General features: G+C 67.2%; 12 protein-coding genes and 1 CRISPR repeat array (1 of these 13 cut by a window edge). Of the genes, 6 read left to right on the top strand and 6 right to left on the bottom strand.

The window, feature by feature from the left end:
- Positions 1-651: 651 nt before the first annotated feature.
- On the bottom strand, positions 652-1,629 hold the full coding sequence (locus ACFQ4H_RS30570) for a GNAT family N-acetyltransferase (RefSeq protein ID WP_377577772.1): 978 nt from the start codon (positions 1,627-1,629) through the stop codon (positions 652-654).
- Positions 1,626-2,237 (bottom strand): dihydrofolate reductase family protein, encoded by a 612-nt coding sequence (locus tag ACFQ4H_RS30565; RefSeq protein WP_377577769.1) that lies wholly within the window; start codon positions 2,235-2,237, stop codon positions 1,626-1,628. The genes ACFQ4H_RS30570 and ACFQ4H_RS30565 overlap by 4 nt, the downstream gene beginning before the upstream one ends.
- 164 nt (positions 2,238-2,401) lie before the next feature.
- On the opposite strand from ACFQ4H_RS30565, the gene ACFQ4H_RS30560 reads away from it, so the two are divergent.
- The gene (locus tag ACFQ4H_RS30560; RefSeq protein ID WP_377577766.1) at positions 2,402-3,298 is read left to right on the top strand and encodes a LysR family transcriptional regulator; all 897 of its coding nucleotides are present in this window, start codon (positions 2,402-2,404) and stop codon (positions 3,296-3,298) included.
- A gap of 26 nt (positions 3,299-3,324) precedes the next feature.
- Here the strand turns inward: ACFQ4H_RS30560 and ACFQ4H_RS30555 are convergent, their stop codons facing one another.
- Positions 3,325-3,711 (bottom strand): GNAT family N-acetyltransferase, encoded by a 387-nt coding sequence (locus tag ACFQ4H_RS30555; RefSeq protein ID WP_377577763.1) that lies wholly within the window; start codon positions 3,709-3,711, stop codon positions 3,325-3,327.
- Here ACFQ4H_RS30555 and ACFQ4H_RS30550 point away from each other — a divergent pair.
- Positions 3,652-3,816: a hypothetical protein gene (locus tag ACFQ4H_RS30550; RefSeq protein WP_377577781.1), complete on the top strand. Its 165-nt coding sequence runs from the start codon at positions 3,652-3,654 to the stop codon at positions 3,814-3,816. The genes ACFQ4H_RS30555 and ACFQ4H_RS30550 overlap by 60 nt on opposite strands.
- Positions 3,817-3,887: 71 nt before the next feature.
- On the opposite strand, the gene ACFQ4H_RS30545 is transcribed toward ACFQ4H_RS30550, so the two are convergent.
- Entirely contained in the window at positions 3,888-4,274 is a 387-nt protein-coding gene (locus tag ACFQ4H_RS30545) for a MerR family transcriptional regulator (RefSeq protein WP_377577760.1), read from the bottom strand.
- A gap of 64 nt (positions 4,275-4,338) precedes the next feature.
- Between ACFQ4H_RS30545 and ACFQ4H_RS30540 the strand changes: the two genes are divergently transcribed.
- On the top strand, positions 4,339-5,142 hold the full coding sequence (locus ACFQ4H_RS30540) for an aminotransferase class IV family protein (RefSeq protein ID WP_377577757.1): 804 nt from the start codon (positions 4,339-4,341) through the stop codon (positions 5,140-5,142).
- 230 nt (positions 5,143-5,372) lie between these two features.
- Positions 5,373-5,729, top strand: coding sequence for a hypothetical protein (locus ACFQ4H_RS30535; RefSeq protein ID WP_377577754.1), 357 nt, complete (start codon positions 5,373-5,375; stop codon positions 5,727-5,729).
- A gap of 149 nt (positions 5,730-5,878) precedes the next feature.
- Here ACFQ4H_RS30535 and ACFQ4H_RS30530 read toward each other — a convergent pair whose 3' ends face one another.
- Positions 5,879-6,484, bottom strand: a complete 606-nt coding sequence (locus ACFQ4H_RS30530) for a GNAT family N-acetyltransferase (RefSeq protein WP_377577752.1) — start codon at positions 6,482-6,484, stop codon at positions 5,879-5,881.
- An 18-nt stretch (positions 6,485-6,502) separates the two neighbouring features.
- Positions 6,503-7,102: a GOLPH3/VPS74 family protein gene (locus tag ACFQ4H_RS30525; protein WP_377577749.1), complete on the bottom strand. Its 600-nt coding sequence runs from the start codon at positions 7,100-7,102 to the stop codon at positions 6,503-6,505.
- Positions 7,103-7,254: 152 nt separating this feature from the next.
- Between ACFQ4H_RS30525 and ACFQ4H_RS30520 the strand changes: the two genes are divergently transcribed.
- Positions 7,255-8,886 (top strand): helix-turn-helix domain-containing protein, encoded by a 1,632-nt coding sequence (locus ACFQ4H_RS30520; RefSeq protein ID WP_377577778.1) that lies wholly within the window; start codon positions 7,255-7,257, stop codon positions 8,884-8,886.
- Positions 8,880-9,812, top strand: a complete 933-nt coding sequence (locus tag ACFQ4H_RS30515) for a PfkB family carbohydrate kinase (protein ID WP_377577746.1) — start codon at positions 8,880-8,882, stop codon at positions 9,810-9,812. The genes ACFQ4H_RS30520 and ACFQ4H_RS30515 overlap by 7 nt, the downstream gene beginning before the upstream one ends.
- Before the next feature lie 159 nt (positions 9,813-9,971).
- Positions 9,972-14,064: direct repeats of the CRISPR family, unit length 29 nt; unit sequence CGGAACACCCCCACGTGCGTGGGGAGGAC (it continues 1,903 nt past the right edge of the window).

Here is a 14,064-nt window from a genome sequence, read left to right as displayed (position 1 = left end):
ACGCCGCCGGCGAAGGCGAGGCCGGCGATGCCGAGTGCGGTCTTACGCATGATGGTGTTCATGGGGGTGTTCCTTTCGTTCCGGGGGGTGCGGCGCCAGGCCTGCTACACGCGGGGGTGCGTGCGCGGGGGCCGCGAACGAGAACAGGGGAAAGAAGAAGGGGGAGCATCCCGGTGTCGTCGTGTCGACTGCTCGGGTGTCCCGGGGGTGTAACGGTCCCGGCCGGGCGGGCATTCCGCCGCGCCGTCGTTGATCTGCCAGGGGGCAGCCGCCGGTAGAGGGGGATGGTTCTGCGGGGCTGCTCGGCCGTACGCGATGTATAACCATCGGCGGCGGGCGCGGATTCCGCGGATCCGGGCATCCCGGCGGGTTGATCATGGGGATTCAAGTGACGAACGACCCAAAACCGGACGTGCGCACAAAGGCCGAGGTCGGAGTGCGTCCGGTATGGGGCCAGCTGGCCGCGATGTGCCTGAGCGAGACGATCACGTCGCTACCGGTGGCGCGACGGCTAGCCAGCCGTCACGCCACCGGTCGAGCAAGCGGCACGTCCACTCAGCCCGTCGGCGGTGATCTTGTGGATGGAGCGCTGACGCAGGCCGACCACTTCACCGGCGACATGCGAGGTTCAGACATGTTGCGACCCCCTCGCTAGAAGGCCATGTTGATGGCGCGTTCGAAATTGACATAGCCGGCTCGGGCGAAGGCATCCGCCATGGGCGCATTGCCCAGTTCGGTGGCGGCGCGGATGTGTGTGACCCCCTCGGCGGCCAGCACCCGGGTGCCCTCGGCCAGGATGCCGTGCACATAGCCCCGGCCCCGATGCTCGGGCAGTACGCCGAGGTAGGCGATGATCGGGTGGTACGAGTTACGGGCCGGAATGATGAATCCGACCGGCTCGCCGCCCTCACCCAACGTCGCCACCCGCCACCACTGGCGCGGACTGGAATAGTTGGCGAACTCCTCCTCGTAGTGCCTGACCGCCGTATCCCGGGCGGACATCTCAGCCAGATCCGCCCGACTGTGCGCATCCAGCGTCCCGTCCAGCACCCGGATCATCAGGCCGATCAGCTCGCCCGGCCCGGAAACCGGACGGAAGGCCAGCCGACGATCGACGGCTGGCACACCGTTGCCCGAACGCCACTCCAGGCGTAGCCGCTCGACCAACAGCCTGCCGCCGGTGCTCTCGACGATGGCCATCCGGGATTCCACCGCCTGGCGAGCACCGGGCTCCTCACGCCAGTTCGCCGGGACGAAACGGCCGTACTCCGGCGCAGCGGTGCCGACCGGGACGACCCGGGCGACTGCCGTCCCGTACAACTCGCGGGCCACCGAGGTCAGGTCCCCGACCTCGTCATCCAGCCCGTCGTCCAACTCGTCGTCCAGGTCGAGGATGTCGAACAGCAGCGGGCTGCTGTCCCCGGGGCGACCCCACCAGGCGACCCTGGCCAGCAGGTGGTCACCGCGCAGCGCCACCCACATCCACTCCGGGCGGCGGCGACCTGCGGCCAGGTCGTCGGCCAGCTCGTCGTTGATGGTGTACGGCAGCCGGTTGAACAGGTCGATCTCGGCCGGCCCGGTGATGGGGCGGAAAACCACGCCGCCGGGGGCGGTGCGGTGGACGGTCACGCGCTCTCCGGTGCACCAGCCGTGCGGGCGTAGGTGAGAAAGAGCGCGCCGCTACCCATGACACGGTGTTCGACGAGTTCCCACGTACGCGGGTCGAACTCGGCACCGTGACCGAACAGCGGGATGCCGGTACCGATGGTCAACGGTGCCAGCTTCACGATCAGCTCGTCGATCTCCGGGTACAGGGCACCGGCCAGGTTGCCGCCGCCGACCACCCAGATGTCCTTGCCGGGCTGCTGCTTCAGCTCCCGCACCTTGGCGATCGGGTCACCGGACACGATCTCCACCGCCGGGTCCGGGCTCTCCGAGAGAGTACGGGAGAACACCAGGTGGCGCAGGTGCGGATAGGCGTCGGTGACGCCGGCCTTCAGGCCGATCTCGTAGGAGTGACGCCCCTCGAGGACGGTGTCGAAACGGGTCCCCTCGGCGGTGATACCGAGCGCCTGCCGGGCCGGCCCCGGCAGGGTCTCTGGGTACTCGGCAACCAGGTGCCGCAGATAATCCTCCGGAATCGGCCAGAAACCGCCGGGCCCGGTGGGGTCGGCACCATCCGGACCGGCGATGAAGCCATCCAGCGTCGAGGCGATGTAGTAGACGAGCTTGCGCACAGAATTCCTTTGCTGCTGAGGATCTGGGATGACGGACAGCGACGGCCCTGCGGCCTGCCGTGACGTACCGCCGACTGATCTCAATGATCATCGACCGGACTGACCTGGAACAATGGCTAATCTTGGAACGTCCGATTAGCCGAACTAAGCGATAGCGGGGTGTGATGGAGCGTCACGAGATCGAGACCTTCCTCGCTCTCGCGCAGGAGCTGCACTTCCGCCGTACCGCCGAGCGGCTGCACATCAGCAGCGGCCGGGTCAGCCAGACCATCGCCAAACTGGAACGCCGCATCGGCTCGCCACTGTTCGAACGCACCAGCCGCCACGTCCAGTTGACCGAGATCGGCCGCCGCCTGTACGACGACATCGCCCCCCACCACCGCGCCATCCAGGACGCCGTCGCCCAGGCGACAGCCGCTGCCCGGGACGCCCACCACACACTGCGCGTGGGATTCCTGGGACCCGCGACCGGCGCTGCCCTCTCCCAGGTGATCAACGCCTACCGGGACCGCCACCCGGGCCGCGAGGTACAGGTGATCCTGGAAGCGCCGCTCAGCGACCACGTTGCCGCACTGCGGGACGGCGTGGTCGACGTGATGGCCACGATGCTCCCGATCGAGGAACCCGACCTGGTGGTCGGTCCGACCGTGCTACGAGAGGGCCGCATCCTGGCCGTGCCGAGCGGACATCCCTTCGCCGAGCGGGACCAGATCACGCTGGAGGACCTGGCAGGCAAAGCGGCCATCTACGCCGCCAGTCCGGCACCGGACTACTGGCAGGAATACCACCACCCCACGCGAACCCCCAGCGGCAGGCCCATCCACCGTGGCCCGGCCGTCGACACCGTCCAGGCCGGGCTCACCCTCATCGGCGCGGGCCAGGGCATCGCCCTGGCCACGGCACAGGCCGGCCAGTACTTCCGACGCCCCGACATCACCTACATCCCGGTCACCGACGGTGCCCCCGCCGAGTTCGTCCTGGTGTGGGCCGCCTCAGCCGAAAACGAACACATCCGGGCCTTTGCCGCTGCCGCGCGGGGAATCACTCCCAGCGGGACGTAGCCGGCGGGTGCGTGGCGTGATCCACTTCAGGCCGGCGCGGCATAACAGTGCACGGTAACCGTCTGGGTCGGACTCCACCGCTGATCGACAGTCCCCAGCAGACTCCAGCCCAGACGGCGATAGAGGGCAGCCGCCGACGTGTCCGAAGCGAGAACGTCCAGCACCGGATGCAGGCCACGCTCATGTGCACCCTGTACGGCCACAGCCATCAGCCGCGCCCCGATCCCGTGGCCACGCGCGGCAGGTGAGACGAACAGACGGCTGACCACGGCCGTATCCGTGGCAGGTACCCCTGCACGACCGCTCCACAGGACCGGTGCGGCATCCCCAGCACCGCTACGGGAAAGACCGACATGACCGACGATCTGTCCATCCAGTTCCGCCACCCAGGCCGCCAGCAACAGAGGCTGCATCAGCCACTCACCCGGACGGTCCGGCCAGTTCAGTGGATAGCCGTCCCCGTCGTGGACCTCCCGGAGTACGCGAACGACCTCATCGATGTCAGCCTCGTCGCGTAGCCGGACACGGCACGTAGGAGCACCCGCAGCCTCAGGAACACCCCGTCGGTCCACCGGATCAGTCCCGCTGGTCATGCGTCGGTTGACCGTTCGCCGGCAGAGGCAGTGGCAGTGGCAGTGGCAGTGGTGGCGAGGAGCCCGGTGAGTGCGGACCGGGCGTTCTGTAACGTTGAGATCTTGTCGTCCAGGCCGTGTAGCTGCTCCTGAAGGGCCGGGGCTGCGCACGGCTCCAACTCCGGACCCGGGCCCTCGACACAGGGCAGCATCTCGCGGATGACGCTGGTGGGCAGGCCAGCGGCAAGCATGGCCCTGATGTGACCGACCACGACCGGGGCATCCTTGGCATACCGACGGTGACCACCACCAACCCGGTACGAGGTGAGCAGCCCCTGCTCCTCGTAGTAGCGCAGCAGGCGCGGGTTGACGCCGGTCCTGCGCGCCAGATCCCCGATCTTCATCGCGCTGTGATTCCCCTCATCTGCGCTTGAAACTCACATCAATGTCAAATTCTACGGTGTCGACATGACCTCATTTGTTGCGCAACGTAACGGCCAAGCTGCGACCGCCGAGGAGCTGACGCCGCTGGCCTTCGCGGGCTACGCCCACTTCACCGCCATGCAGGTACGCGGCGGCCAGGTCCGGGGCCTCGACCTACATCTGGAGCGCCTGAGATCTGCCTCCGTGGAGATGTTCGGCCGGGCGCTGCCCGACGACCGAATCCGGTCCTACCTACGGGCGGCGGTGGAGGCCGGCCCAGCCGACCTCTCGCTGACCGCCACGGTGTACTCACCCGCAGGCGAGTTCACCGTGGCCGGGCCCGACATCGAGCCCGAGGTGCTGGTCCGCACCGGGCCGGCCGCGTCCGGTCCGAAGGGCCCGCTGACGCTGGCGGTGGTCGAGCACGAACGGGTCCTCCCCGCCGTGAAACATGTCGGCGAGATCGCCAAGACGTACCTCCTCCGTCAGGCCGTCGACGAGGGCTTCGACGACGCCGCCTTCATCGACCGTCGGGGCCGGCTCAGCGAAGCCTCGATCTGGAACCTCGCCTTCTGGGACGGCACCGCAGTGGTGTGGCCCGTAGCCGAAATGCTGGGCGGAACCATGATGGGCACCGTCCGCCGGCAACTGGATCGCCTCGGTGTTCCCCAGCGCGAACAGGAGGTCACGCCCGCCGACCTGCCAGCGTTGGCCGGGGCGGTGGTCATGAACTCCTGGACGCCGGGCATCGCCGTACACCGGATCGGCTCTGTTTCCCTGCCCGACGCGCCGTCCTTCGTGGAGCTGCTGCATCGGGCCCACCAGGCCGAACCGCTCACCTCACTGTGACGGTCACGGATCAGCGACCGTAGGAACTAAGCACCCGGGCGGATGCGCGGCGACGAGACCATTGGTTTTCTGGTGTCATGTCGCGACGCGTCGTAAGTCATCGACAGACGTCCGCCCCGGCTCGTCTGCGGGCAGCAGGTGCCAGAACGATCGGCGGCCTGCTGACCTGTCTCGCCGTCGTGTCCTCCGCCGGATGCGCCCTCACAGACCACGGCAACGCTGAAAAAGGAGTGTTAGAGAAGGCAGGCCAGGTCGCCCACGAGACCGAGGCGTGGGCGACCGACTCCCACAGCCTGCGCGGGTGGGCAAGCAACCAGGCAGTGCTCGACCGGCTCGTCGCCCAGAGTCAGGGTGACGCACTCACCTCTTCGGTCCACGACCCGGACGAGCACGGAGTGGGTCTACTGGCCACAGCGGAGGTGGTGATGGTGGGGACCGTGCAGGAGAACTGGTCAGCAGGCTCGGAGGTGTACTACAACATCTGCGTACGCTTCGAGGTCCGCCGGGAGACCACCGGGCCCCGCGAGATCACCCCCGTGGCTGTTGACTGCCCGCAACAGGTACCGACCACCCGAGCACCATCCTGATCTCGATTGCTGTGGCGCGGTGGGGTCGCCGCCGGGGGCAGTCCGGGCGGCGACCCCACCGCGTCGGCACCAGCCGACGTACGTTGCCGCGCAGCGTCGCCGGTGCCGGGCTCGCCCGTCGGGTGGTCGGGCGAGCGAAGGGGTGCGGGTCAGGTCTCGGAGTGGCCGGGCCGCCACATGGGATGGATGGTGTTCTGGCCGGGCAGGTGCAGGGCGGGCCGGGCCTGGTAGCCGTGCCGGGCCAGCAGGCGCTGGTGGGCGGGCGTGTACGCCTCGGCGTACGCAGGGGTGCCATAGCGGTCGAGCCGGGTGTGATGATGGTCGAGCAGAGCGGTGGCGATCCCGGTGCCGTGCAGGTCGGTGGTGACGGCCAGAAAGGCGAGGTGCTGGTGCCCCTTCTCGGGGCGCTGATCGTCGAGGAGCGCACCGAGGGCGGCGAACCGCTCACGGTGCTCGCCGCAGGCGGCGGCGAGCCGCTGTTCGTACGCGGCCGGAGGCGGGAGCGGCCGGTACCGGTGGAACCAGACGGCGGCCCCGGCGAGACCGTCCTCGTCGACGATCACGTGGACCTCGCCGAAGAAGAGAGAATGCTCGACCCAGATCCTGGCTGCTTCGGTGAGGATCGCGGCCCGTCGCGGCTGGTCGGGAATGAGCCAGGCCGCGATCGGGAGGGCGTGACCGGCCTCGGCGACCAGGGCGGCAATGGTGCCCACCTCGGTGTACCGAGCCCGGCGTACGAGTGGTCCGGTGGACATCGGTGCGGGTGCCTTCCGTCAGAGATGGACATGGGCGGCGTGCAGGAGTTGCGGCATCGGCGGCGGCAGGTGCTCCACGACGAACCGGAGATAGCCGCGTGCGACGGCCGGGGCACCGTCGAGGACATACCGGTCCAGCCCGGTCGTCATCACCAACCCCGCCAACTGGCTGTCGTGCTGGTTCAGTGGGTCACGCCAGCGCAGTTGGGTGGCCAGCAGCGCCATCGGCCGGGCTGCCTGGTTGATGTCCGTGGGCACGAAGACCGTCATGACCCGTCCGACCAGCCGCCGCGAGACCCTGACACGTACCTGCCCGGCCCGCACCAGACGGCCAGCGACATCGGCGTACGACGACTGCGCCAGCCGGTCCACCCACGCCTGGAGCGGCCGGCTTTGCGGCTCCATGACCAGGCACTCCAGGACCGTGTGCGCCACCGCGTCCTCGGGCGGCGTCCGGTCGACGATGCGTACGTCCCCGCGCTCGATCTGAATACGGTGCAGCGTCAGCAGCTCAGCCAACAGCGCGGCAGCCAGTCCGACTGAGACAGTCCGGTGGGTCAGCCGCAACCGACCCGTAACGTCGTCATGGGCGAGCCGGAAGAAGTCATCAGCGAGCATCCGTGGTTCTCCGTAGCCTCGGTGTGATTGGCGCGAGCATCGGCAAGGGCTCCCAGGGAAGAGGCGCTCGTGGATCTTCTTGCCGGTCGCGGCAGCTCTGGGATGCGGGTGTTCGTCGATTTTTGTGACAGGATCATCACAACCGGTTGCGGGTGTGTCGGCGAGATGCGACCCGGAACGGCGACATTCCAGTGACAACTGATCAGGAAGCGACCTTGGTGGTGTCCAAGAGGATCACAGCAGAGCAGGTAGCTGAGGCATGCCGGGATCTTGGCAGGCAACTGGCGGCATGGCGGAGAGCAGCCGGATTGACTCAGGCTGAGTTCGGGCCACAGATTGGTTACTCAAGAAGCGCTGTCGCTAACGTCGAAACCGGCCGTGAACGCGCGCCGCTCGGGTTCTGGCAATCAGCGGACCGTGCCTTGTCTACCCGTGGAGCGCTTCAGGCTGCCTATCGACAGCTTGCCGATCTGGAGAATCGGTACAGGACCCAGGTTGCCTACGAACGTGACCAGGCCCGCGTTGCCAAGATCGCGACGCTGAGGCAGCCAGAGGTGCCGGGGACGGATGCCTGGATGGGTGCTTCGATTCGAGTCGAAGATCCTCAACTGGGCCAGGCTCAGCCGATTGTCGCTATCCAGGAGGCGTGCGAATTCGTCGGAATCGCCGGTTGTAGTGAAGGTCGGCCGCCCGTCGAGGAGCCGCAGCTACGGTTGGTGCCGGAAGCGCAGACGTCTGCGGAAGGATGTCGAGACAGGCATGACGCAGTTACCCTTACGATCATGTCAGGCGGACAAACGCAGTCGTTTCGGATGAGGCGACGAGTTCTGCTGGAACTGGCGGCCAGTGTCGCTGCCGCTCCCATGGTCAGCGCTATGGGCACTCTTGCGCCGTCAAATATCGATCCCGCGCTTGTAGATCATTTCGCGACGCTCCGGGCACTTCTTGTCCAGGCGGACAACAGGCTTGGCGGACTAAGCGTTCTGCCTACCGTCAAGCACCAGGTGGAGCTTATTTCACAGATTCGGCGAGAGGCGCGCGGGTCTCTCCGTGACAGTTTACTTAGCACGGAGGCTCGATGGTCCGAGTTCGCGAGTTGGCTCAGCGATGACCTTGGTGATAGTGACGCTGCGGCTCGATGGCTGGACCGGGCCGCAAGCATGGCTCAGGAGGCCCAAGACCACGAACTGTATGCGTTCATTCTTGGTCGAGCCGCACAGCGGGCGGTTGGCACCGGCGATGAGGATCGCGTGGTGGGGCTCGCTCGAACAGCCGCTCGCATCCCTGGCGCTCCAGTGCTTGTGCAAGCCTTTGCCGCCGTTCAGGAGGCCCAAGGAAGCGCCGCCGATGGTGACACCGTCACCTTCCAAACAGCCATGCACCGAGCCCGTACGCTGATCAGCGAGGCTACGGATACAGACGCGGGCGATACGCTCGGCGCCTTCTGTACCAGCCCGTACTTGAACGCCCATGAAGGTGAGGGTTGGCTTCGCCTCAATAAGCCAAGTAAGGCCGTTTCATGCTTTACTACAGCAGTCAACGAGTGGCCAGAGAGCTACCGGCGCGAACGCGGCATGTATCTCTCTCGAACCGCACACGCGTATCTTGCTGCCTCTGAGCCAGATCAGGCTGCCCATGCAGCCGGGGAGGCTCTAGCCCTAGCCGCAGCTACCGGGTCAGCGCGGATTCGGCGAAATGCCCTTGCGCTCGGACCAAAACTTGCTCCGTTCCGCGGGAGGTCGTCAGTGAAAAGCCTGTTGGAGCAGATGGCAGGGGCATGGTGACCGGCGATCGTCAGCTCGATGTTGCCTTTGTGGGTCGCGCCAATGTGGACATCACAGTGCGGGTCCCTAGTCGTGCGGTTCCTGGCCGTACGGTGTTTGCATCGTCGCCAGCGGCAATCGCCGCAGGGGGAAAGAGCCTGAATCAGGCGATTGCAGCAGCCTGCGCAGGTGCTCGCGTTGGCCTGGTTGGTAACGCTGGTGCGGACTCGTGGGGGCACCTCGTGGTTGAAGCCCTCCAAGCCGCGCAGGTTGATACCTCACTTTTCTCCCTTGTGCCATCGGCGTCTACCGGGGCGGCGATTATCGAGATTGGGCCGGATGGAGAGAACTGCATCGTTCTTGCACTATCGCCGGAGACGGAGCTAACCCCCGAGCAAGTAAGTGCGAGACTTGGCCATCTGAGGGCAGGGGTTGTCGTCACTCAGTTCGACCTGCAACCGGATACTGTCGATGCTGTTCTCCGCTACCAGCAGGCCGATGTGCGGATAGGCAACCTGGTTCCGCATCCTGGCGTTGGTAGGGCAGGGCTGGCTGGGCTCGATCTATATGTTGTAAATGAGCAGGAAGCAGCGGCGATTCTCGGGTGTCACCATGGCGATCCAATGGATGCAGCTCGGGACCTGCGGAAGTTCGGAGTCCGAGCCGCCGTTGTTACCGCAGGATCCCGTGGTGCTGCCTACAGTAGCCCCGACGAAACTGCGCTTGTGCCGGCGAAACAGGTTAGCGCGGTAGACACCAGTGGCGCTGGAGACGTGTTTCTCGGTGTCCTTGCCACACAGTTGGCGCAGAGAGCGCCCCTTAGCCATGCCATGGTGAGGGCTGTCGAAGCGGGCAGTGTAGCCGTTCAGTATCCCGGCCCCCGACCTCCGGCGGCAATCTTATCCGAGACGACCTTAGGCGGTGAACGGCGTCATGTATCGCCGTAGCTGCTGAAGGACCCTTAAATCGCTGAGCTGCTGCGTCGAGTCGTGATAGGCCCCACCGATGCTAGGGAGTGTGTTGTTGAGTTTGCGAATGTTTGTGTACGGAGCACGCCCACATGCGTGGGGAGACGTGCTGGACTACCGGATCGACCTCTGATTATCCGGAACACCCCCACGTGCGTGGGGAGGACTGACACCGACACCCTCGCCGCCTGATCATTGAAGGAACACCCCCACGTGCGTGGGGAGGACACCTCCTGGCCGCAGGCCACGCACGCCGGACCGGAACACCCCCACGTGCGTGGGGAGGACTGCCGTGCCTGGCCACCGACCCCGTCTATGTACGGAACACCCCCACGTGCGTGGGGAGGACGACGCGCCTGCCCCCGCTGCGGACGTCGCCGACGGAACACCCCCACGTGCGTGGGGAGGACCTCCACCGGGTGCGGTCGTAGGTGATCTCGGGCGGAACACCCCCACGTGCGTGGGGAGGACCCTGGCCGTTGGTCGTTCTGTTCGGGATCGGGCGGAACACCTCCACGTGCGTGGGGAGGACTAGTCGTAGGCGAGTGGTTCGCCACTGTCGGGCGGAACACCCCCACGTGCGTGGGGAGAACGGTCAAGGCCAGGGGGGGAGTGCAGGGTCTGCTGGAACACCCCCACGTGCGTGGGGAGGACGGTGGCCTGGGCTGCCTCGACGATCGCTTTCTCGGAACACCCCCACGTGCGTGGGGAGGACTTACCCCGGCTCCGTCGCTCCGACGCGGATTGCGGAACACCCCCACGTGCGTGGGGAGGACACCTGCGTCGTGGGCAGGGCTAGCCACATTGCCGGAACACCCCCACGTGCGTGGGGAGGACCCGAACCCGGACAGGTTGTCGCGCAGATCAACCGGAACACCCCCACGTGCGTGGGGAGGACTAGGTCACACAGTGCACAGGGTCAACACTGTGCGGAACACCCCCACGTGCGTGGGGAGGACTGGTACAGCTTGAGGTAGACGTCGGAACACCCCCACGTGCGTGGGGAGGACGACGTAAAAACCCGATTCGGGGATGACGACGAAGGAACACCCCCACGTGCGTGGGGAGGACCCAGGGCGCAGGCCATGGCTCAGCCGGTCAAGAGGAACACCCCCACGTGCGTGGGGAGGACCGAGGCGCTTCTCCGGTGATCTCGTTACGACACGGAACACCCCCACGTGCGTGGGGAGGACCATCGCGGCGAGGGTCGCCAACGGTGCAACCACGGAACACCCCCACGTGCGTGGGGAGGACCGCCGGCACACGGTGCCGCGTGTCGTCTACCGCGGAACACCCCCACGTGCGTGGGGAGGACTCGCCGGTCATGCGGCGAGCCATGGTGCTCTGCGGAACACCCCCACGTGCGTGGGGAGGACCCGATCCATTCGAAGATGGTGCCGTAGACGGTCGGAACACCCCCACGTGCGTGGGGAGGACCCTGAGCTGGCTGACCGTGCGATCAGGTGAGCAGGAACACCCCCACGTGCGTGGGGAGGACCGCCGGGGGATCACCGGAACTGAGCTGTTCTACGGAACACCCCCACGTGCGTGGGGAGGACCTCACCGTCCGCGGCGACTGCGGCACCTACACTGGAACACCCCCACGTGCGTGGGGAGGACTCGTGGGCGTCGTGGTCGAGTTGGATGATCCGCGGAACACCCCCACGTGCGTGGGGAGGACAGCATGGGTCAGGAGACAGGGCGTGGCGTGTGCGGAACACCCCCACGTGCGTGGGGAGGACCCTCCTTCTTGGGGGGATGGGGCCCGGCGCTGCGGAACACCCCCACGTGCGTGGGGAGGACCGCCATCGCCACCTCTCCCGACGGGCTCGCCGCGGAACACCCCCACGTGCGTGGGGAGGACCCCCGGGCGGCATCGTCGAACCGTTGCCGCAACGGAACACCCCCACGTGCGTGGGGAGGACCTGCTGCGGGGGTGCGTGTGGTGCCTGACTGGCGGAACACCCCCACGTGCGTGGGGAGGACGATGCCAACAGCTACGACCATCCCGTCATGATCGGAACACCCCCACGTGCGTGGGGAGGACCCTACACCGGGACACGACTGCACGCAGTCGGACGGAACACCCCCACGTGCGTGGGGAGGACGCAGCCTTCAGGGTTGCCGCGCGCCTACGCAGCGGAACACCCCCACGTGCGTGGGGAGGACCGGCCCTGTAGGGGGCCGGGGTTCCGGGTGGCCGGAACACCCCCACGTGCGTGGGGAGGACACAAGACCACGATCGCGGTACTACCCGGCCGGCGGAACACCCCCACGTGCGTGGGGAGGACGACGACTCGGTCTCCGACCACCGGCATGATGCCGGAACACCCCCACGTGCGTGGGGAGGACGCGTGGGGAACTGTGATAGCCCGTCGGCTCATCGGAACACCCCCACGTGCGTGGGAAGGACCGGAGTTGCGCAACTGCGGAGTTGCGGACTAGAGGAACACCCCCACGTCCGTGGGGAGGACCGGGTGAACAGGTCACGAACGCCGAACACGTCCGGAACACCCCCACGTGCGTGGGGAGGACCACCGATCTCGCCCAGGCCGCCGACCTCACCTCGGAACACCCCCACGTGCGTGGGGAGGACACACGGCAATGGGAACTAACCCGAAGGCTACTCGGAACACCCCCACGTGCGTGGGGAGGACGGTGGAGGCGGTGGAGCTGGCGGAGGCGAAACCGGAACACCCCCACGTGCGTGGGGAGGACAGCACGAGTACCTGTGGTTTTCGCGCGGTCACAGGAACACCCCCACGTGCGTGGGGAGGACGGCCACATCCCTCATGTGGCCCCCCGGTCGCGCGGAACACCCCCACGTGCGTGGGGAGGACCGACCCGGTCCGAGCGTGCCAGAGAGACAGACCGGAACACCCCCACGTGCGTGGGGAGGACTCCGGCGGCGCCGCCATGGAGTCGTACTACGCCGGAACACCCCCACGTGCGTGGGGAGGACGCACCTGCGCCTGTTGCGGCGAGACGAAACGTCGGAACACCCCCACGTGCGTGGGGAGGACCGCTAGGTTGCTATCTGTACGGCTACTTACGCCGGAACACCCCCACGTGCGTGGGGAGGACGGTACCTCCCCGACCACCGGCACCACCGGCGACGGAACACCCCCACGTGCGTGGGGAGGACTCGTCCAGTTCGAACGGGGGCTGCTGGCCGGGCGGAACACCCCCACGTGCGTGGGGAGGACCAGGCGAGCCGCCCGGTCCACCCCGGCAGCCCCGGAACACCCCCACGTGCGTGGGGAGGACCGGCTCCGGAGCCGTGCTCATGCCGCCTGCCGCGGAACACCCCCACGTGCGTGGGGAGGACCCGGACGGACCGGTGCCGATTCTCGCCGGCACCGGAACACCCCCACGTGCGTGGGGAGGACGGTGACTGGCCGGATGCTGGGGCCGACCCCGGCGGAACACCCCCACGTGCGTGGGGAGGACAGCACAATCTGGTCAGCTCCCCAGAATGCTGCCGGAACACCCCCACGTGCGTGGGGAGGACTCGCCCAGCTGGTAGGGATCGACCGAACCGAACGGAACACCCCCACGTGCGTGGGGAGGACGATCGTCCACCGGATCGGATCCGAAAGGTTGTCGGAACACCCCCACGTGCGTGGGGAGGACGAAAGCGACGACCGTCTCAGCTATCGAGCAACTGGAACACCCCCACGTGCGTGGGGAGGACCGGTTCGTACCGCCCGCGTTGCTCGCCAGCGCCGGAACACCCCCACGTGCGTGGGGAGGACGCAACCGGGTTGCTGAGGCTGAGGCTGAAAACCGGAACACCCCCACGTGCGTGGGGAGGACCCCTCGGCGTACGCCTCAAAGTTGTCGCGGGTCGGAACACCCCCACGTGCGTGGGGAGGACGTCTACGACGGCACCACCACCACGAAGACCTACGGAACACCCCCACGTGCGTGGGGAGGACTGTCCAGTCGACGACCACGACGACCCGGGTCTGGGAACACCCCCACGTGCGTGGGGAGGACGCAGCGACCGGTTTCGGCTCGTTGCCAGGCGGCGGAACACCCCCACGTGCGTGGGGAGGACACAACATCTCTGCGGAGCGCGCCAACATCGCGCGGAACACCCCCACGTGCGTGGGGAGGACGCGGTTAGGTCCTTGCTGGTGGCGACCTCGCGCGGAACACCCCCACGTGCGTGGGGAGGACCTCGGTGATTTCGGCGCCGATGAACCGGCGGCCGGAACACCCCCACGTG

Source organism: Micromonospora sonneratiae (genome assembly GCF_042679305.1).
Taxonomy (GTDB): Bacteria; Actinomycetota; Actinomycetes; order Mycobacteriales; family Micromonosporaceae; genus Micromonospora_H; species Micromonospora_H sonneratiae.
The sequence above is the reverse complement of the archived record's forward strand: the minus strand, read 5'-3'. Positions and strand labels throughout refer to the sequence as shown.

Coding starts and splice junctions, on each gene's coding strand:
- ACFQ4H_RS30560 (WP_377577766.1), top strand. CDS start 2,402: ATGGAGCGTCACGAGATCGAGACCTTCCTCGCTCTCGCGCAGGAGCTG.
- ACFQ4H_RS30550 (WP_377577781.1), top strand. CDS start 3,652: ATGACCGACGATCTGTCCATCCAGTTCCGCCACCCAGGCCGCCAGCAA.
- ACFQ4H_RS30555 (WP_377577763.1), bottom strand. CDS start 3,711: ATGCAGCCTCTGTTGCTGGCGGCCTGGGTGGCGGAACTGGATGGACAG.
- ACFQ4H_RS30545 (WP_377577760.1), bottom strand. CDS start 4,274: ATGAAGATCGGGGATCTGGCGCGCAGGACCGGCGTCAACCCGCGCCTG.
- ACFQ4H_RS30540 (WP_377577757.1), top strand. CDS start 4,339: ATGACCTCATTTGTTGCGCAACGTAACGGCCAAGCTGCGACCGCCGAG.
- ACFQ4H_RS30530 (WP_377577752.1), bottom strand. CDS start 6,484: ATGTCCACCGGACCACTCGTACGCCGGGCTCGGTACACCGAGGTGGGC.
- ACFQ4H_RS30525 (WP_377577749.1), bottom strand. CDS start 7,102: ATGCTCGCTGATGACTTCTTCCGGCTCGCCCATGACGACGTTACGGGT.
- ACFQ4H_RS30515 (WP_377577746.1), top strand. CDS start 8,880: ATGGTGACCGGCGATCGTCAGCTCGATGTTGCCTTTGTGGGTCGCGCC.